The following is a 19,363-nucleotide window of genomic DNA, read 5'->3' on the forward strand; positions in this document are numbered from 1 at the left end:
CGCCGGCGGTGGTTGGGGGTACGCCGGTGAGCGCGACCCCATGGTGGTCGAGCAGCGAGCGGAGCCTTGCGTCGAGCAGCGAGCGTCAGCGAGTGGTCAGTCGAGACGAGCGGATAGCCGAGACCACTTGAGTGGGCCGGGAAGCAGAAGTACGCCGGGTGGTGGGCCGGGGGTACGCCGGGGTCACGCGACCACCTTGTGGTCGCCTGGCCGTCGTACGCCCCACGTGCAGGCGCCCCTGCCGTCGTACGCCTGGCCCGATCCGTCGTACGTCTGCCTCCGGCCTCACCCAGGTGTGGTCTCGACTAGCCGCTCGCTGGCGCTCGCTGCTCGACCACCTTGGGGTCGCCTGGTCGTCGTACGCGCCACGTGCAGGCGCCCCTGCCGTCGTACGCCTGGCCCGATCCGTCGTACGTCTGGCTCCGGCCTCGCCCGGTGTGGTCTCGACTGTCCGCTCACTTCGTTCGCTGCTCGACCACCGTGTGGCCGGCTGCTGCCTGCTCGGTTGCCGTCGTGCGGCGGCACTCGCCGCACCTCGTAGACTGGGGGCAACCCCCTGTCCTGCCTGGCTGGGGGCCTGCATGCGTGCCTGCGCGCTGCCTCGATCCATCCCAAGGAGACGCCGTGTCCCTCGCCGACCTCGTCCTGCGCGAGCCCGCGCTCGCGGCGTCGATGAAGGATGCCGGGGCCGGTCTGGCGACGCTCGACCTGACCGGGCCGGCGGCGCTGCGGCCGTTCGTGGTCAAGGGGCTCGTCGACGCCGGGCGCACGGTGCTGGTGGTGGCCGCGACGGTGCGCGAGGCCGAGGACCTCACCGAGGAACTGCAGGACGTCCTGGACCCCGAGGCGGTCGCGTTCTACCCCGCGTGGGAGACCCTGCCCCACGAGCGGCTCAGCCCGCGCAGCGACACCGTGGGCCGTCGCCTCGCGGTCCTGCGCCGGATGAAGCACCCCGGCACCGAGGCCAACAACGGCCCCCTGAAGGTGATCGTGGCGCCAGTGCGGTCGGTGCTCCAGCCGCAGGTCAAGGGCCTCGCGGACCTCGAGCCCGTCGAGCTGACCCCGGGCCAGGAGGTTGAGCTCGACGACGTCGTACGCCGGCTGGCCGGTGCTGCGTACTCCCGGGTGGACCTCGTCGAGAAGCGCGGCGAGTTCGCCGTCCGCGGTGGCATCGTCGACGTGTTCCCGCCGACCGAGGAGCACCCCCTGCGGGTGGAGTTCTTCGGCGACGAGATCGAGGAGATCCGCGCCTTCGCCGTGGCCGACCAGCGCACCCTCGAGCCGGTGCCGCGACTGTGGGCGCCCCCGTGCCGCGAGCTGCTCCTCACCGACGACGTACGCCGCCGCGCCGCCGAGCTCGGCGCCGCGCACCCCCAGCTCGCCGAGCTCACCGACAAGCTGGCCCAGGGCGTCGCGGTCGAGGGGATGGAGTCGCTCTCCCCGGCGCTGGTCGACGAGATGGAGCTGCTGGTCGAGCTGCTGCCCGAGCAGAGCCACGTCCTGGTGCTCGACCCCGAACGCGTCCGCACCCGCGCCCACGACCTGGTCGCCACCAGCGACGAGTTCCTGGAGGCCAGCTGGGCCGCGGCCGCCTCGGGCGGGACCGCGCCGATCGACCTCGGCAAGGCGTCCCTGCGAGCGATCGGCGAGGTACGCACCCAGGTCCTGGAACAGGGCCTGGGCTGGTGGGGGATCAGCCCGTTCGGGATCGAGAGCGACGACGCGCTCGCCGAGGTCGACCCCCGGGCCCCGGAGACCCGCACCGTCGCCGCGCAGCCCGCCGAGGCCTACCGGGCCGACATCGAGGCCGTGGTCACCGACATCCGGGCCCACCTCGCCGAGGGCAGGCGCGTGGTCACCCTCCACCAGGGCCACGGACCCGCGCAGCGGATGGTCGAGGTGCTGGGGGAGCGCGACGTACCCGCGCGCCTGGTCGACGAGATCAGCGCGACCGACCCGGCCGACCTCGACCCGGGCCTCGTCCTGGTCACCCAGGGCTGCATCAACCACGGCCTGGTCATCGAGGGCGACGGCCAGCGGCCCGGCCTGGTGCTCCTCACCGGTGAGGACATCGCCGGCCAGAAGGCCACCACCCGCGACATGCGCAAGATGCCGGCGCGGCGCAAGAAGCAGATCGACCCGCTCGAGCTCAAGGCCGGCGACTACGTGGTGCACGAGCAGCACGGTGTCGGCCGTTTCGTGGAGATGAAGCAGCGCGAGGTGCAGGGCGCCGTCCGCGAGTACCTCGTCCTGGAGTACGGCGCCTCCAAGCGCGGCGCGCCGCCGGACCGGCTCTACGTGCCTGCCGACGCGCTGGACCAGGTGACCCGCTACGTCGGTGGCGAGGCCCCCAGCCTGGACCGGCTCGGCGGCGGCGACTGGGCCAAGCGCAAGGGGCGCGCGAAGAAGGCCGTGCGCCAGATCGCGGCCGAGCTGATCAAGCTGTACGCCGCCCGGCAGGCCACCAAGGGCCACGCCTTCGGGCCGGACACCCCGTGGCAGACCGAGCTCGAGGACGCCTTCCCGTTCCACGAGACCCCCGACCAGCTGAGCACGGTCGAGGAGGTCAAGGCCGACATGCGTCGCGTCGTACCGATGGACCGCCTCGTGTGCGGTGACGTCGGCTACGGCAAGACCGAGATCGCCGTACGCGCCGCGTTCAAGGCAGTCCAGGACGGCAAGCAGGTCGCGGTGCTCGTCCCCACGACGCTGCTCGTCACCCAGCACTTCGCGACGTTCAGCGAGCGGATGAGCGGCTTCCCGGTGACCCTGAAGGCGCTCAGCCGGTTCCAGACCGACAAGGAGGCCCGCGAGGTCATCGACGGCCTCCAGGACGGCAGCGTCGACATCGTCATCGGCACCCACCGGCTGCTCAACCCCGACATCAGGATGAAGGACCTCGGGCTGATCGTCGTCGACGAGGAGCAGCGCTTCGGTGTCGAGCACAAGGAGCAGATGAAGCGGCTGCGCACCAGCGTCGACGTCCTCTCCATGTCCGCGACCCCGATCCCGCGCACCCTGGAGATGGCGATCACCGGGATCCGGGAGATGTCCACCATCGCCACCCCGCCCGAGGAGCGGCACCCGGTGCTCACCTACGTCGGCGCCTACGAGGACCGCCAGGTGACCGCCGCCGTACGCCGCGAGCTGCTGCGCGACGGACAGGTCTTCTACATCCACAACCGGGTGCAGTCGATCGACAAGGCCGCCGCGAGGATCAGGGAGCTCGTCCCGGAGGCCCGCGTGGCCACCGCGCACGGCCAGATGGGGGAGCACCAGCTCGAGCAGGTGATGCTCGACTTCTGGGAGAAGCGCTTCGACGTGCTCGTGTGCACGACGATCGTGGAGTCCGGCCTCGACGTCTCCAACGCGAACACGATGATCATCGAGCGCTCCGACACCCTCGGCCTCTCCCAGCTGCACCAGCTGCGCGGGCGGGTGGGCCGGAGCCGCGAGCGCGCCTACGCCTACTTCCTCTACCCCGCGGACAAGCCGCTCACCGAGACCGCCCACGAGCGGCTCGCCACGCTGGCCCAGCACTCCGACCTCGGCGGCGGCATGGCGATCGCCATGAAGGACCTCGAGATCCGGGGCGCCGGCAACCTGCTCGGCGGCGAGCAGTCGGGCCACATCGCCGACGTGGGCTTCGACCTCTACGTGCGCCTCGTCGGCGAGGCGGTCAGTGAGTTCCGCCAGGACGGCACCGAGGTCGAGCAGCCGATCGAGGTCAAGATCGAGCTGCCGATCGATGCGCACCTTCCGCACGACTACATCCAGAGCGAGCGGCTGCGGCTCGAGATCTACAAGCGGATGGCCGAGGTCCGCTCCGACGAGGACGTCGCGCTCCTGCGCGCCGAGCTGGTCGACCGCTACGGCACCCCGCCGGCCCCGGTCACGCGGCTGCTGTCGGTGGCCAGCTTCCGGGCCCGCTGCCGCGACGCGGGGATCTCCGAGGTCACCGCGCAGGGCAAGTTCATCCGGTTCCACCCGGTCGACCTGCCCGAGTCACGCGTCATCCGCCTGAACCGGCTCTACCCCAAGAGCCTGTACAAGGTCCCCGTGCGTACGATGCTGGTGCCGCGACCACAGCCGGCCGGCTTCGGCGCCCAGGCACCCCGGGACGAAGAGCTGCTCGACTGGGCGCGTCAGGTGATCGACAGCGTGATCGAACCGGACACGCAGCAGCGTAGGGCCGCGACCAGCGGCAGTGAGGAGACCGGATCGTGAAGCTCCGAGGCCGAACCACCCCCAGGGGATGGGCAGCTCCGGCTGCGGTGGTCGCACTGCTGCTGCTGAGCGGGTGCGGCGAGATCCAACCGGGCACCGCCTCGGTGGTCAACGGCACCCGGATCACCACTGGGGACGTGACCGACCTTGCTGACGCGCAGTGCGAGCTCCGCGGCACGCTGGCCAAGGACGGCACGGCTCCCGCGACCTCGGTCGCGCGCGTCAACCAGGAGTCCCTGAGCCTGCTGATGGACGCCGAGCTGAGCGAGCAGTTCGGCGAGCACGAGAAGGTCAAGGGCGACAAGGCGCTCGCGCAGGCGTTCTTCGGCCAGGTCGAGCCGGTCTTCGAGCAGCTGCCCGAGAAGGCGCGCACGGAGTTCACCGACGTGTTCCAGAAGTGGTCCGAGGGCCGCGCGACCCTGGTCGCCGTCGGCAGCAAGGAGACCGGTCAGCCGACGTCGCTGGAGAACCTCGAGCAGCTGCTCAACGCCGGCCTCCAGGCCCGTGATGCCTGGCTGAAGGAGGCGAAGATCGAGACCAACCCGGTCTACGGCCCCGACTCGCGAGGCTTCCCGACCCCGGGCAGCGACGGCTCGGTGTCCAAGCCGGTCTCCGCCTTCGCCAAGGGCTCCAGCATCGAGCAGCCCGACGCCGAGTGGGTGGCCGGCCTCCCGGCCAGCCAGAAGTGCGGATGACGCTGTGGTCGGCTCGCTGAACGGCGAGTCCCCGCTGAACGGCGAGTCCCCGTCGAACGATGAGTCCCCGTTGAACGGCGAGTCCCCGTTGATCGAGCTTGTCGAGATCATGGCCCGACTCCGCGCCGAGTGCGCCTGGAAGGCCGCGCAGACCCACCGCTCGCTGGTCAAGCACCTGCTGGAGGAGACCTACGAGGCCATCGAGGCCATCGAGGCGCTGGAGACCGGCGGCAGCCCCGACCACCTCCGCGAGGAGCTCGGTGACGTGCTGCTGCAGGTCTACCTGCACGCGGCGATCGCCGCGGAGGCGGGCGAGTTCGACATCGAGGACGTCGCCCGCGGTCTGGTGCACAAGATGATCACCCGCAACCCGCACGTCTTCGGCGACGTGCAGGAGACCGACCCGGACCGGATCAACGCGAACTGGGAGCGGCTCAAGGCCACCGAGAAGCAGCGTCCCGGCCTGCTCGACGGCATCCCGCTCGAGCTGCCCGCACTCACCCTGGCCGCGAAGGTCCTGGACCGGCTCGAGCGCGCCGGGTCGCTGCCGGCGCCGCAGGGCTCCCCGGACCTCGGTGACCGGCTCCTCGCCCTGGTGGCGGAGGCCCGTGAGACGGGGCAGGACCCCGAGCAGGCCCTGCGCGACGCCGTACGCCGGGCCACTGCATGACCTCGCGACCGAGGCTCGTGCTCGCCACGGTCCTGCTCGGTGCCCTCGCTGCGCTCACCAGTGGCTGTGAGATCGGTGACGACGACGAGATGGTGGCCCCCACGCGCACCGTGACCGCCTCGCCCGCAGCGCCCACCACCGCCGTGCCGGACTCGGTGCCGGCGGGCCGGGACGTGGTGCGGCCCGGGGACGTCGTGTGGGCCCAGGGCAACGTCCTGCACGTCTCGGGGCGCAAGGTCGACCTCTCGCCGGTCGGGGTGGACGCGTTCGTCGCGGCGCCGGGCGGGATCTACCTCCTCCACCAGGGCGAGCTCTGGTTCACCGACCTCTCGCGCCTCAAGGGCACCGGGATCACCGGCGTGACCGCCCTGGAGTCCACCCTCGACGGCAGCCGGATCAAGGTCACCGTGACCGGCTCCGGCACGCCGACGGTGCACGCCTTCGACACCGGCGACGGGCGCGCCGTACCCGCCGAGGACGTGGACGCCGCCACCGCCCGGGACCGGCTCCGGGGCCCGGACCGCAGCGGGGTGCGGGTCCCCGTCGGTTTCGAGCTGGCCGGCTGGTCCGGCCCGGACACCTTCTACGGACTCGCCCGCGCGGGGGAGGGACCCGCGGAGCTGGTGGCCTGCGAGGTGACGACGCGCTCCTGCGAGCCCGTGGCCACCGTCGACTCCGAGCTCCCGGTCCGCTTCGGCACCGGCACCTGAGCGGCAGCCGCGCCGAGGGGTCGCGCGGAAGGTGCGACCGGCCGCCGACCGAGCGCGGGTGCTGCCCGGGATCACCGGCGCTCGGCGCTAGGGTGGATTGCGCAGCAGGCCCGATCGAACGGCCGATCCTTCGACCCAGGAGCAAACGTCTTGGCTTCCATCGACACCGTCATCGCCCGGGAGATCCTGGATTCCCGCGGCAACCCCACGGTCGAGGTCGAGGTGCTCCTCGACGACGACTCGCTGGGCCGCGCAGCCGTCCCCTCGGGTGCCTCGACCGGCGCCTTCGAGGCAGTCGAGCTCCGTGACGGAGGCTCCCGCTACGGCGGCAAGGGCACCGAGAAGGCCGTCAGCGCCGTGCAGGACCAGATCGAGCCCGAGATCATCGGCCTCGACGCCAGCGACCAGCGCCTCGTCGACCAGGCGATGCTCGACCTCGACGGCACCCCCAACAAGGCCAACCTCGGCGCCAACGCGATCCTCGGCGTCTCCCTGGCCGTGGCCCGGGCCGCCGCGGAGAGCGCGGGGCTGCCGCTGTTCCGCTACGTCGGCGGGCCCAACGCCCACGTGCTCCCGGTGCCGATGATGAACATCCTCAACGGCGGCGCCCACGCGGACACCAACGTCGACGTCCAGGAGTTCATGATCGCGCCGATCGGCGCCTCCTCCTTCCGCGAGGCGCTCCAGCAGGGCGCCGAGGTCTACCACGCGCTCAAGGCCGTGCTGAAGAAGCAGGGGTTGGCGACCGGGGTGGGCGACGAGGGCGGCTTCGCCCCCGAGCTGGCCAGCAACCGGGCGGCCCTGGACCTGATCGCGCAGGCCGTGGAGTCGGCCGGGTTCAAGCTCGGCACCGATTTCGCCCTGGCGCTCGACGTCGCGGCCAGCGAGTTCTTCGAGGACAAGGCCTACGGCTTCGAGGGTGCGCAGAAGACCTCGGAGCAGATGGTCGACTACTACGCTGACCTCGTCTCCGCCTACCCCATCGTCTCGATCGAGGACCCGCTCGACGAGGAGGACTGGGACGGCTGGAAGGCGATGACCGACCGGCTCGGCGGCCAGATCCAGATCGTCGGCGACGACCTGTTCGTCACCAACGTGGAGCGGCTGGCTCGCGGCATCGCAGGCGGGCAGGCCAACGCGCTGCTCGTCAAGGTCAACCAGATCGGCTCCCTGACCGAGACCCTCGACTCCGTCGACCTGGCCCACCGCAGCGGGTTCCGCTGCATGATGAGCCACCGTTCCGGCGAGACCGAGGACACCACGATCGCCGACCTCGCCGTTGCCACGAACTGCGGCCAGATCAAGACCGGCGCCCCCGCGCGCTCCGAGCGGGTCGCGAAGTACAACCAGCTGCTGCGTATCGAGGAGGAGCTCGACGAGGCGGCGCGCTACGCCGGCCGGGGCGCGTTCCCCAGATACCAGGCCTGAGCCGGGCGACTGAGCCATGGCCACCCGTCGTACCCAGAGCGGTCCCCGCAAGGGGAGCCGCCCCGGACGGCTGCCGGGCAACAACCGGCCAGGCGCCCGGGGCAGCGAACGCGCACGTACGACGGCCCAGCCCGCCCCGCGACCCCGGTTCACCAACCGGATGGCGATCCTGGTCGTCGTCCTCGCGGTGCTCGTCGTGTCCTACGCCTCCTCCATGCGCGCCTACCTCCAGCAGCGCTCCCACATCGCCGACCTGCGCGCGAAGATCGTCACCTCCGAACGGGACATCTCCGCGCTGGAGCGTGAGAAGCGGCGCTGGAAGGATGACGCCTACGTCGAGGCCCAGGCCCGGGAGCGGTTCGGCTGGGTGATGCCCGGGGAGACCAGCTACCAGGTGATCGACCGTGACGGGAAGCCGCTGGAGCGCGACGACGCGCTGACCGACCCCGACTCGGTGGCGCGTCCGGTGCCCGACCCCTGGTGGGACAAGGTCTACAGCTCCCTCGAGGCCGCCGACCACCCGAAGAAGGCGCCCACCCCGGTCGCCAAGATCACCCCCGCGCCCCTGCCCACCCCCAGCCCCACTCCCGGCCAGTGAGCCAGGACGAGGGGCACATCTCGAACCGGGACGTCGCCGTGGTCCGGGCCCAGCTCGGGCGCCCTCCGCGCGCGATCCACGCCGTCGGCCACCGGTGCCCGTGCGGCAACCCCGACGTGGTGACCACCGAGCCCCGCCTCGACGACGGCACCCCGTTCCCGACGACCTTCTACCTCACCTGCCCGCGGGCCGCGTCGATGATCGGCACGCTGGAGGCGAGTGGGCTGATGCGCGAGATGAGCCAGCGGCTCCAGGACAACGAGGAGCTCGCCGCGGGGTACCGGCGTGCGCACGAGGCCTATCTCGCTGCCCGGGCGGAGATCGGCGAGGTCCCCGAGATCGCGGGGGTCTCCGCCGGCGGGATGCCCGACCGGGTGAAGTGCCTGCACGTGCTCGCCGCGCAGTCCCTGGCCCAGGGACCGGGGACCAACCCGCTGGGTGACGAGGTGCTGGCCGAGCTGGGGGAGTGGTGGCGCAGCGGACCCTGCGTCTCGGTCCCCGAGGAGGAGGGCAAGTGACCCGGGTCGCCGCCTTCGACTGCGGCACCAACTCGCTGCGGCTGCTCGTCGCCGACATCGACGCCGAGGCGGGCACGATCACGGACCTGGTCCGCGAGATGCGCGTCGTACGCCTCGGCCAGGGGGTGGACCGCACCGGGCGGATCGCTGACGCCTCGCTGGCGCGCGTGTTCGGCGCGGTCGAGGAGTTCATGGCGGTCGTCGAGGAGCACGACGTGCGGGCGATCCGCTTCTGCGCGACCTCTGCGGCCCGGGACGCGGAGAACTCCGAGGACTTCCTGACCGGCATCCGCGAGCGCACCGGGGTCGATCCCGAGGTCCTCGACGGTGACGCCGAGGCCTCGATGAGCTTCGCGGGCGCGACCCGCGACCTGCCCCCGCTGGGCGAGCCGATCCTGGTCCTGGACATCGGCGGCGGGTCCACGGAGCTGGTCCTCGGGCGGGCCGACGGCACCATCGTCGCCCAGGAGTCCCTCGACATCGGCTCCGTGCGGCTCAACGAGCGCCACCTCCACGACGACCCGCCCGGTCGGGACCAGATCGCCTCGGCGATCGCGGACATCGACGAGGCGCTCGACCGGTGCTCGGTGGACCCCGCCGACGCGGGCGCGGTCATCGGGGTCGCAGGCACGGTGACCACGCTGGCGGCGGGCGTGCTCGACCTGTCCTTCTACGACAGCACCGTGATCCACCACAGCGTGCTGCGTCCCGACGCGATCCAGGGACTGGTCACCAGGCTGCTCACGATGAGCGTCGACCAGCGCAAGGCGCTGCCCTACATGCACCCCGGCCGGGCCGACGTCATCGGCGCGGGCGGGCTGATCCTGGACCGCATCCTGCGACGCACCGGCGTCGGCTCCATGCTGGTCTCCGAGCACGACATCCTCGACGGGATCGCGTGGTCCCTGACCGGGCCCGACGCGGCCGGCGACCAGGGTCGTGCCTGAGCCGGACGGCGCCTCGCCGATGCCCGCGGGCTTCCCCAGCCCGGTGCCCCCGGGCTCGGGCTGGCCCGACGACCCGGTCGGTCCCGGTGACCCGGTGCCGTCGGTGGCGCGGTCGGCCGCCGGCGTGGTGCGGCTGTCCTCGCGAGCCTCGCTGCCGGTCCTGGAGGCACGCAGCTCCGTGTGCGCGGCGTGCCCGCGGCTGGTCGCGTGGCGCGAGAAGGTGGCGCACGAGAAGCGGGCGTCGTACGCCGGGGAGAGCTACTGGGGCCGCCCGATCGCGAGCTGGGGCGACCCGGAGGCCACGATCCTGATCGTCGGGCTGGCTCCGGCCGCCCACGGCGGCAACCGCACCGGCCGGATCTTCACCGGTGACCGGTCCGGCGACTGGCTGTTTGCCTCGCTCCACCGCGTCGGTCTCGCGAGCCTGCCCACCTCGGTCCACGCAGGGGACGGGCAGCGGCTGATCGGCGCCCGGATGGCCGCCGCGGTGAAGTGCGCGCCGCCGCAGAACCTCCCCACGACGCAGGAGCGGGACACCTGCGCCCCCTGGCTGGCCCGCGAGATCGAGCTGCTGCTGCCCCGGCTGCGCGCGGTGGTCTGCCTGGGCGGCATCGGCTGGGACGCCGCCCTGCGGGCCCTGGGGTCGGCGGGGGTGCCGATCCCGCGCCCTCGGCCGAAGTTCGGCCATGCGGCCGAGGTGCGGCTCTCGGACGGGTCCTCGGGCCCCGGCCCGCTCACCCTGCTGGGCTGCTACCACCCCTCGCAGCAGAACACCTTCACCGGCCGGCTCACCGAGCCGATGATCGACGCCGTTCTCGGACGGGCCGCGGAGCTCGGTCGCGCCTCCCTATGATCACGGGGTGGTCGAGCACTGCGAGACCAGCCCCGGTGTCCCAATCGGCAGAGGAAACGGTCTTAAACACCGCTCAGTGTGGGTTCGAGTCCCACCCGGGGCACCACAGGACGCCTCGGGGGCGCAACTGGTGAGGAACCCGGACGAACGCGCCGGGAACATCACCCCGGTCCCGGACGTTTCACAGGTGACGCCCCGGTAGGGTCGGGCCCGTCACGCGAACCCCAGGGTGGGAGCTTCGCAACAGCCTCCGAGGAGGACACACAGCATGCAGAGCAAGAACCCGATCTTCACCCGAGCCGAGGGCTTCAACAGTCGCGGCAACGGCGCGGCCGCCTACCCGGGCGGCGGGCAGCAGTACGCCGGCTACGGCAACGACCCCTCCCAGTGGGGGATCGGGGCGCCCGGACAGCCCGCGCCGCAGGTCGACCAGGGCCGGATGACCATCGACTCGGTGGTGCAGAAGACCGGCCTCACGCTGGGTGTCGTGGTCCTGACGGCCGCGATCACCTGGTTCATGACCCCTGAGGTGACCAGCGAGACCTCGCTCGGCTCGCTCTACAGCCTCGCCCTGGTGGGCGCGCTGGTCGGCTTCGTCCTGGCGATGGTCAACTCGTTCAAGAAGGTCGTCAGCCCCGCGCTGGTGCTGGCCTACGCCGCCGTCGAGGGCATCTTCATCGGTGCGTTCAGCAAGGCGATCGAGGCGATGTTCGCCAGCCCCGACTCCAGCCAGGGTGGCCTGGTGATCGGTGCGGTCGTCGGCACGATGGCCGCCGTCGCGGGCACCCTCGCCGCCTACAAGTTCTTCAACATCAAGGTCGGCGCCAAGTTCCGCATGTGGGTGATCGGCGCGCTGTTCGGCTTCGTCGCGGTCAGCCTGCTCGACATGGTGCTGGGCTTCTTCGGCAGCAGCTTCGGCTTCAACGGCTTCGGCCCCATGGGCTTCGTCTCCAGCCTGATCGGCCTGGGCCTCGGTGTGCTGATGCTGATCCTGGACTTCGACTACGTGGAGCGCGGCATCGCTGCCGGGCTCCCCGAGCGCGAGTCGTGGCGTGCGGCCTTCGGCCTGACCGTCACCATCGTGTGGATCTACATCGAGCTGCTCCGGCTGCTCGCGATCATGCGCGGCGACTGACCCTCGGGTCACCCAGCCAGCTACGCAGGCGCCTCGGTCGATTCGTCGGCCGGGGCGTCTGGGCTTTCCGGGCCATCTGCGGCGTCGGCGACGCCGTCCTCGGGGGTCTCCGCCTCGCCGGTGGGCAGCAGGCGGCGCCGCATCAGCGTCACCCAGCGACCACCCATGCCCCGCTTCGCGCCACCGACCTCGGTGCCGTCGATCTCGGTGCCGGGGTTGCGGCTCGCCTTGACCGCGGCGTACCCGATCGGCAGCACGGCCTCGCCCCGGCCTACCCGCGGGGTCTCCTCCTCGGCCTCGCCCTTGCCGAGGGCGGAGAGCACCGAGGGCACCAGCACCCGGGCGAGGGACTCGTAGCCCGCGGCCGAGGGGTGGAACTGGTCGGGTCCGAACAGCAGCGCCGGGGCGGCCGCGAACTCCGGTCCGAGGATGGAGCTCAGCGAGACGGTTCGCCCACCGGCCTCGACCACGGCGACCGTCTGCGCGGCCGCCAGCTGTCGTGACCAGGTCCTGGCCACCTGACGGAGCGGGAACGGGATCGGCGAGACGGTGCCGAGGTCGGGACAGGTGCCGACCACCACCGCGACGCCGGCCTCCCGCAGGCGGCGTACCTCGGCGGAGAGGAAGCGCACCGACGCGGAGGGGAGCACGGTGTTCGTGACGTCGTTGGCGCCGATCAGGATCACTGCCACGTGCGGGTCGGTGAGCAGGGCGCGGGTGACCTGCTGCTCGAGGTCCTTGGACTGGGCGCCGACCGCAGCGAACTCCCGCAGGTGCACGCGCTGGTCGGCGCGCTCGGCCACCCCGGAGCCCAGCCAGGCGCCGGGGGTCTGCTCCACCGTGTCCACGCCGTACCCGGCGGCACTGGAGTCGCCCAGCAGGGCGATCCTGATCGCGGGGCCGGGACGGCCGCGGCCGTACCACCCGGTGGCGTCCGGCGTCCGGCCCACGGCGTTGCCGATCGTGCGTCGGGCGAGCTTCGCCTCGGCCCGCAGCAGGCCGTAGACCGAGGCGCCCAGCACCGAGGCCCCGCCACCGCCGTAGGCCAGTGCGGCGGCAATCCGGCGCGCCGCTGCTCCTGTGCTCACGGTGGTGATCCTACGGAAGGGCCCCGTCAGTTCTGCAGGTGTGCCCGGGTGATGACCAGGGGGTGGTCGCTGATCTTGTTCTTCTGCGGCGAGGTGTCGCGCTGGAAGTACGAGAACCGGGCCTGTCCGGCGGCGAAGATCCAGTCGATCGAGCCCTGCTTGGGGTAGGCGCAGGTCGTGCTCGGCAGGCTGTTCGGCGAGATCATCAGCTTCCCGGCCGTGAGCGGGCAGAACGCGGCCTGGCGGTCGTTGAAGTCGCCGGTGATGAACACCGGGCGACCGGTGGCCCGCAGCGCGACGATCTTCTTGCGCTCGATCGCGATGGCCTGGGCGCGCCACTTGGCGGCCGGCCCCTTGACGTTGGCCGGGTTGTGCACGTTGAGGAAGTACGCCGTGCGGCCGCTCGCCTTGTGGCGCAGCAGCACCACGGGGACCCGGCGGATGTTGCCGTTGAAGTAGGGGATGTCGTAGGTGGACCCGGAGACGAATTCCATCGTCGACTTGCGCCACAGGATCGCGTTCTCGGTGTCGCGTCGCTTCCCGGCGGGATCCCAGTAGTAGGCGCCGAACGTCTTCGCGTAGCCCTGGGCGGTCCAGTGGTCGAACTGCCGCTCCTGGAACTCCTGGGTGCCGACCACGTCGATGGCACGGGAGTTGAACATGGAGAACGTGCGGGCCAGCCTCGAGGGGAAAGTGGAGAACCCGCGCGAGCCTGACGCCGTGTGGCTGGCGCCGAGCAGGTTGAACGAGGCGAGGGTGATGCCCTTCATGCTGAACAGCCCGGAGACGGGCGGGGTCTTGCCGACCATCGCGTTCAACCAACTCGAGGGGTTCACCGGGCCCTTGGCGCCGGCGACGGAGAACTGGAGCGCGCACTTCTTGGACTTCGACTTCGGCTTGGTGCCGAGGTTGCCCAGTGCCTGGCCGGACTGGATCGCCTGGCCGTTGCTGACCAGCACCCGGCTCAGGTAGCGGTAGCGGGTGGTGATGCCCGGGTTGCCGCTGATGACGCTCACCACGGAGCGGCCGCCCCAGGCGGGGTCGCGGTAGATCCAGGCGACGCCGGGGTGGCTCGCCCAGGCCACGGACCCGCAGCCGGTGCGGATGTCGGTGGCCTTGTGCTTCTTGCGGTAGGTCTTGAGGTCCTTGACCTTCTTGCCCCCGGTGACCGGGTAGAACACGTTGGGCGGGCTGACCACCCGGAACTTCGGGTCCTTGGTCTTCGCGGCGCTCGCTGCTCCGTCGGCGAGAGCAGGTGTGAGCACCACGCCGAGAGAGAGGAGGCCGACGATGGCCCGAACCAGGATCTTCGGACGTCGGCTAGTCATATCGGCGTGTCTCCCTCGCAAAACGGCCCCCAGACGGTGTAAGCAACTTCGAGCAGTATGCACCATTTTTTGGGTCGGGTGGGGCTGAAGTGCATTTTTGATGCACCCGTGAGGCGTGTCGGTGCTTGCAAACCGGGCCCGCTACGCGCCGCCGATCGGGCCGGTAGGTTGGCTACATGAAGTACGCGAACTCACTGCTGGAGCTCATCGGCAACACTCCTCTGGTCAAGCTGAACCGAACCGTCGACGGCGCCTCCCCGCTGGTGCTCGCCAAGGTCGAGTACCTCAATCCTGGAGGGTCGGTCAAAGACCGGATCGCGATCCGGATGATCGACGCGGCCGAGGAGAGCGGGGAGCTCAAGCCCGGCGGCACGATCGTGGAGCCCACCTCCGGCAACACCGGGGTCGGGCTGGCCCTGGTGGCCCAGCAGCGGGGCTACAAGTGCATCTTCGTGTGCCCGGACAAGGTCAGCGAGGACAAGCGCAACGTCCTCAAGGCCTACGGCGCGCAGGTCGTGGTGTGCCCCACGGCGGTGGAGCCCGACCACCCGGACAGCTACTACAGCGTCTCGGACCGGCTGGTGCGCGAGGTCGACGGCGCCTGGAAGCCGAACCAGTACGCCAACGTGAACAACCCGCTCTCCCACTACGAGCAGACCGGGCCGGAGATCTGGGAGCAGACCGAGGGCCGGATCACCCACTTCGTCACCGGGATGGGCACCGGCGGCACGATCAGCGGGGTGGGCCGCTACCTCAAGGAGCGCAACCCCGACATCGTGGTGGTCGGCGCCGATCCCGCCGGCTCGGTCTACTCCGGTGGCAGCGGGCGCCCCTACCTCGTGGAGGGTGTCGGCGAGGACTTCTGGCCCGAGACCTACGACCGCGAGATCGCGGACCGGATCATCGAGGTCTCCGACGGGGACTCGTTCGCGATGACGCGTCGGCTGGCGCGCGAGGACGGCCTGCTGGTGGGCGGCTCCTCGGGGATGGCGGCGCACGCCGCGGTCCAGCTCGCCCACGAGCTCGACGCCACACCCGGCGGTGCCGATGCGGTGATCGTGGTGCTGCTGCCCGACAGCGGCCGCGGCTACCTGACCAAGGTGTTCAACGACGAGTGGCTCGGCCGCTTCGGGTTCGTCGACGGAACGCAGAGCGGGCTCACGATCGGGGAGGTGCTGCACGCCAAGAAGGGGGACATCCCCGCGCTGGTGCACACCCACCCCGCCGAGACGATCGCCGACGCGGTCAAGATCCTCCAGGAGTACGGCGTCTCGCAGATGCCGGTCGTGCGTGCCGAGCCGCCGGTGATGGCCGCAGAGGTGGCCGGCTCGGTCTCCGAGCGCAGGCTGCTCGACGTGCTCTACACCGGCCAGGCCCGGCTGACCGACCAGGTCGAGCTGCACATGGACGAGCCGCTGCCCACTGTTGGAGCCGGCATCGGCGTGGCCGAGGCGGTCGCCGCCCTGCGCGACGCCGACGCGCTGCTCGTGCAGGAGGACGGTCGGCCGGTCGGCGTACTCACCAGGCAGGACCTGCTGAGCTTCGTGGCCCACGGCTGAGGTCCGAAATGCCGGAATATTTGTGTCCGAAATGTCTCCCCTTCCAGGCGGGGCACTGCATACTCTGATCAAGCAGATCGGCCCAGTGGTTCCCGTCCGCAGCCGGTGTGTGGTTCCGAGGCATGGAAAGCTCGCGCAAGCGAGTCCCTCCACTTCCATCACCCACGGATACCTGGTGGTGGGGTGGCTATCCCAAGGCTGCCTCACCACCTCCGGACTGCCACCTCGGTGGCCGCGACCGGCTCAGCGCACCCGCGCTGCCGACCCGCCCGCCGGCGCCGCACCTCCCGTGTCGAAGATGCGTGCCAGCGACTCCACGCCGTCCACCAGCCGGGGCCCGGGCCGTGCGAACGACGCGTTCGCGTCCACGGCCCACACCGGCGTCGTGGCGGGAAGCACCCCGGACTCCACCACTGCCCGGGCCAGCTCGGTGGAGCCCTCGAGGTCGTAGCCGCACGGGGCGCACACCACGAGGTCGGGCTCGACCGTCAGCGCCTGGTCCCAGGTGACCCGCACCGACTTCTCGCCGGCTCCGCCGATCGTGGGGACCCCGCCGGCCGCCAGCACCATCTCGGGAACCCAGTGCCCCGGGGCGAACGGCGGGTCGGTCCACTCCAGGAGCAGCACGTTCGGGCGGGTGGGTGCCGCCCGCCGCGCCACCTCGTCGCGTACGGCGTCCAGCCGCGCCTCCAGGGACGCGACCAGGGCCAGCGCCTCCGGCTCCCGGCCCGTGGCGCGACCCAGCGTGGTGATCGAGGCGAGCACCTCCTCGAGCGTGTGCGGGTCGATGGTCAGCACCTCGGCGGTGCAACCGAGGTGGGCCAGTGCGTCGTCGACGACCGAGACGTCCACCGCACACACCGCGCACAGGTCCTGGGTGACGACGAGGTCGGCGTCGAGACCGGCCAGGGCCCCCTCGTCGAGGTGGTAGAGGTCCTCGCCGGCCCGCATCGCGGCCGAGACGTGGGCGTCGATGCCGGCCGGGCCCAGGCCCTCGGGCAGGGCACTGGTCGAGACGATCCGCCGCTGGCGGGCCTCGGGCGGGTGGTCGCACTCGAAGGTCACCCCGACGACCTCGTCACCGGCGCCGATCGCGAACAGGATCTCCGTGGTGCTGGGCAGGAGTGAGACGATACGCATGCACTGATCGTGCCAAAGCCGCCCCGGGAGGAACGAGGAGACGTGTCCCAGACGTCGTACCTCACCATCCGCCGGGCGGGGTTCGCCGAGATCGAGCAGAGCCGGTCGCGGTTCCGCTGCGACGTCGCCCGCGTCGGTGACGAGCAGGAGGCCCGCGCCGTGATCGAGCAGGTGCGCCGGCAGTTCTGGGACGCCAGCCACCACTGCACGGCCTACGTGCTGGGCCCCACTGGTGCCGTCGCGCACTCGAACGACGCCGGCGAGCCTCCCGGGACGGGGGGAGCGCCGATGCTCGAGGTGCTGCGCGGGCGCGGGGTCAGCGACGTCGTCGCGGTGACCTCGCGCTGGTTCGGGGGCACCCTGCTGGGCACCGGAGGCCTCGCCAGGGCGTACGCCGGAGCCACCCGCGCCGCGCTCGACGAGGTGGGCGTGGTCGAGCGGATGCTGCAGGACCTGTGCGAGGTCGAGGTCGACATCGCCGCCGTGGGACGGCTCGAGCACGCCCTGCGCTCGCGAGGTGCCCGGGTGCTCGGGGTGGAGTACACCGGCGAGGCGTCCTTGCGCTTCGCGATCCCGCCGAGAGCCCGCGCCGCCGCCGAGGAGATCGTGGCGGAGCTGACCGCCGGGACGGCAGGCCTCCAGGTCGTCGGCCAGCGCTGGGTCGACGCCGTCACCTGAGCGAGGTCAGCCCCGGCTCCTCGCAGGGCTCGTCCCGGGCCACGGCACCGGTGAGCGCCGCGGTGACCTTCCCGACCACTGCCGGGTCGAGCTTGAGCACCTCCCGGTCCCAGGTCAGCAGCCCGTTCAGCTCGTCCTCGACGTCGCTCAGCTGGGTGTAGACGGTCGCGGAGAGCCCTTCACGGACGGCGTCGACCAGCGGCTCGTGCAGCGCGACGAAGCCGGCCTCGAGCTCGGCGGCGTCGGCGGCGTGCCGGTAGCCGAACTCGCGACTGCTCCAGTCGTGCCCCTCCACCCGCATGCTGTGGCCGCCGTACTCGGTGAGCGCGACCACGCGCCGACCGCGCCTGCCGCCGAGCCGTCGGCGCCAGCTACCGGGCATCCGGAACGGCCGCACGTAGCTGTGGAAGCTGCGGATGTCCCCGCCGCCCTGGTCCACCCACCCGCTCACGTGGTTCACCTGGCGGGTGGGGTCGAAACGGGCCACCTCGAGGGCGATCTCGTTGGCGTCGAACTGGCCCCAGCCCTCGTTGAACGGCGTCCACACGGCCACCGAGACCACGTTGCGCAGCAGCTCCACCGTCTCGGCGACCTCGCGCCGGAACTCCGCCCGGCCTTCCGCGTCGTCGCGGTGGAACAGGGCGTGGCGCCGGTCGCTGAGCCGGACCGGTCGCGTCGCGGGCATCGTGGTGGTCAGGGCGCGGTAGCGGCCGCCGCCGTTGACCATGTCCTGCCAGACGAGCATCCCGAGCCGGTCGCAGTGGGCATACCACCGCAGCGGCTCGATCTTGGCGTGCTTGCGCAGCATCGTGAAGCCCAGCGCCTTCATCGCCTCGATGTCGTGGACCAGGGCCTCGTCGCTCGGAGGGGTCATCAGTCCGTCGGGCCAGTAGCCCTGGTCCAGCACGCCGACGTGCACGCACGGCTCGCCGTTGAGCAGCAGCCGGGGACGGCCCTGGTCGTCGGTCCCGACCCCGAACGAGCGCAGGCCGGCGTACGACGTGACGCGGTCCGCGCCGAGGGTCACCTCGAGGTCGTAGAGATGGGGGTCCGCCGGCGACCACGGACGGACCTCGGAGAGGGGGACCAGCGCCGGTTGCCCGACGGGCACGGTGGCGGTCGCGACCACGCTCGCGCCGCTGGTGACCACCACCCGGGCCGCGCCGGCGGCGGGGCCGGCGCCGTGCACGGTCACCTCCAGCGCGCCCTCGTCGAGGTGGGGCACCACGGTGAGCCCCGCGACGTGGGTGGCCGGCACCGCCTCGAGCCACACGGTCTGCCAGATGCCCGACTGCGCGGTGTACCAGATCGTGCCCCGGTCGAGGCGTTGCTTGCCGCGCGCATGCACCCCGGTCTCGGAGAGGTCGCGCACCCGCACCTCGAGCACGTGCTCACCGGGGCCGAGCAGGTCGGTCACGTCGAGGGTGAAGGGGAGGTAGCCGCCGGTGTGGGACCCGGCCTCGCGCCCGTCCACCCACACGGTGCAGGTCTGGTCGACGGCGCCGAAGTGCAGCAGCACCCGTCCTCCCTGCGGGAGGTCGGGTGCTGCCAGCGTCCTTCGGTACCACAGCCACTCATCGGGCCCGAGCTGCCGGCCGACGCCGGAGAGCTCCGCCTCGGGGGAGAACGGCACCACGATCGGGCCGGCCCAGACCTCGGGACGCTCCGGGCCCGGGGTGAACGCGTGCTCCCAGATCCCGTTGAGGTTCACCCACCGGTCGCGGACCAGCTGCGGGCGGGGGTACTCCGGGAGCGGCCGTTCGCGATCGAGCGTCCGGCCCCACCGGGT

At 71.7% G+C, this 19,363-nt stretch carries 16 protein-coding genes and 1 tRNA gene; 13 read left to right on the top strand and 4 right to left on the bottom strand.

Translation table 11 applies throughout. The annotated features are described in order from the left end of the window. Positions 1-672: 672 nt before the first annotated feature. The 11 genes from mfd (at position 673) to AC4BGC_RS01910 (ending at position 11,781) form a co-directional block, all read left to right on the top strand. Positions 673-4,227 carry a transcription-repair coupling factor gene (gene mfd / locus AC4BGC_RS01860; RefSeq protein ID WP_490555702.1) on the top strand — a complete coding sequence of 1,185 codons (3,555 nt, stop codon included), beginning with the start codon at positions 673-675 and terminating at the stop codon, positions 4,225-4,227. Next, on the top strand, positions 4,224-4,922 hold the full coding sequence (locus tag AC4BGC_RS01865; RefSeq protein WP_490546433.1) for a hypothetical protein: 699 nt from the start codon (positions 4,224-4,226) through the stop codon (positions 4,920-4,922). Before mfd ends, AC4BGC_RS01865 begins: the two co-directional genes overlap by 4 nt. Positions 4,923-4,926: 4 nt before the next feature. Next, positions 4,927-5,592 (top strand): nucleoside triphosphate pyrophosphohydrolase, encoded by a 666-nt coding sequence (locus AC4BGC_RS01870; protein ID WP_490554074.1) that lies wholly within the window; start codon positions 4,927-4,929, stop codon positions 5,590-5,592. Beyond that, positions 5,589-6,302, top strand: a complete 714-nt coding sequence (locus AC4BGC_RS01875; protein ID WP_490554075.1) for a hypothetical protein — start codon at positions 5,589-5,591, stop codon at positions 6,300-6,302. Before AC4BGC_RS01870 ends, AC4BGC_RS01875 begins: the two co-directional genes overlap by 4 nt. A 150-nt stretch (positions 6,303-6,452) precedes the next feature. Continuing rightward, positions 6,453-7,730 carry a phosphopyruvate hydratase gene (gene eno / locus AC4BGC_RS01880; protein ID WP_490554076.1) on the top strand — a complete coding sequence of 426 codons (1,278 nt, stop codon included), beginning with the start codon at positions 6,453-6,455 and terminating at the stop codon, positions 7,728-7,730. A gap of 16 nt (positions 7,731-7,746) precedes the next feature. Beyond that, the gene (locus AC4BGC_RS01885) at positions 7,747-8,328 is read left to right on the top strand and encodes an FtsB family cell division protein (RefSeq protein WP_490554077.1); all 582 of its coding nucleotides are present in this window, start codon (positions 7,747-7,749) and stop codon (positions 8,326-8,328) included. Then, positions 8,325-8,846, top strand: coding sequence for a DUF501 domain-containing protein (locus tag AC4BGC_RS01890; RefSeq protein WP_490554078.1), 522 nt, complete (start codon positions 8,325-8,327; stop codon positions 8,844-8,846). Before AC4BGC_RS01885 ends, AC4BGC_RS01890 begins: the two co-directional genes overlap by 4 nt. Beyond that, the gene (locus tag AC4BGC_RS01895) at positions 8,843-9,793 is read left to right on the top strand and encodes a Ppx/GppA phosphatase family protein (protein WP_490554079.1); all 951 of its coding nucleotides are present in this window, start codon (positions 8,843-8,845) and stop codon (positions 9,791-9,793) included. Before AC4BGC_RS01890 ends, AC4BGC_RS01895 begins: the two co-directional genes overlap by 4 nt. A 19-nt stretch (positions 9,794-9,812) precedes the next feature. Beyond that, positions 9,813-10,646 carry a uracil-DNA glycosylase gene (locus AC4BGC_RS01900; protein ID WP_490555703.1) on the top strand — a complete coding sequence of 278 codons (834 nt, stop codon included), beginning with the start codon at positions 9,813-9,815 and terminating at the stop codon, positions 10,644-10,646. A 29-nt stretch (positions 10,647-10,675) separates the two neighbouring features. Next, positions 10,676-10,752 (top strand) — tRNA-Leu (locus AC4BGC_RS01905). A 162-nt stretch (positions 10,753-10,914) separates the two neighbouring features. Then, a complete protein-coding gene (locus tag AC4BGC_RS01910) occupies positions 10,915-11,781 on the top strand; it encodes a Bax inhibitor-1/YccA family protein (protein WP_490546427.1) in 867 nt (288 codons plus the stop codon). Positions 11,782-11,801: 20 nt separating this feature from the next. On the opposite strand, the gene AC4BGC_RS01915 is transcribed toward AC4BGC_RS01910, so the two are convergent. Together AC4BGC_RS01915 and AC4BGC_RS01920 are read right to left on the bottom strand one after the other, a co-directional pair. Continuing rightward, positions 11,802-12,869 (bottom strand): SGNH/GDSL hydrolase family protein, encoded by a 1,068-nt coding sequence (locus AC4BGC_RS01915; protein ID WP_490546426.1) that lies wholly within the window; start codon positions 12,867-12,869, stop codon positions 11,802-11,804. Between the two features lie 26 nt (positions 12,870-12,895). Beyond that, a complete protein-coding gene (locus tag AC4BGC_RS01920; protein WP_490546425.1) occupies positions 12,896-14,197 on the bottom strand; it encodes an endonuclease/exonuclease/phosphatase family protein in 1,302 nt (433 codons plus the stop codon). 176 nt (positions 14,198-14,373) lie between these two features. Here AC4BGC_RS01920 and AC4BGC_RS01925 point away from each other — a divergent pair, with 176 nt between their 5' ends. Continuing rightward, on the top strand, positions 14,374-15,756 hold the full coding sequence (locus tag AC4BGC_RS01925) for a cystathionine beta-synthase (protein ID WP_490554080.1): 1,383 nt from the start codon (positions 14,374-14,376) through the stop codon (positions 15,754-15,756). A gap of 243 nt (positions 15,757-15,999) precedes the next feature. On the opposite strand, the gene AC4BGC_RS01930 is transcribed toward AC4BGC_RS01925, so the two are convergent. Continuing rightward, positions 16,000-16,896, bottom strand: a complete 897-nt coding sequence (locus AC4BGC_RS01930; protein WP_490554081.1) for a cobalamin-binding protein — start codon at positions 16,894-16,896, stop codon at positions 16,000-16,002. A gap of 42 nt (positions 16,897-16,938) precedes the next feature. On the opposite strand from AC4BGC_RS01930, the gene AC4BGC_RS01935 reads away from it, so the two are divergent. Next, positions 16,939-17,574 carry an IMPACT family protein gene (locus AC4BGC_RS01935; protein ID WP_490554082.1) on the top strand — a complete coding sequence of 212 codons (636 nt, stop codon included), beginning with the start codon at positions 16,939-16,941 and terminating at the stop codon, positions 17,572-17,574. On the opposite strand, the gene AC4BGC_RS01940 is transcribed toward AC4BGC_RS01935, so the two are convergent. Beyond that, the gene (locus AC4BGC_RS01940; RefSeq protein ID WP_490554083.1) at positions 17,567-19,285 is read right to left on the bottom strand and encodes a glycoside hydrolase family 2 protein; all 1,719 of its coding nucleotides are present in this window, start codon (positions 19,283-19,285) and stop codon (positions 17,567-17,569) included. The two genes, AC4BGC_RS01935 and AC4BGC_RS01940, sit on opposite strands and share 8 nt — an antisense overlap. Positions 19,286-19,363 lie beyond the last annotated feature (78 nt).

It is taken from the genome of Nocardioides sp. Z38_18, assembly GCF_058215695.1.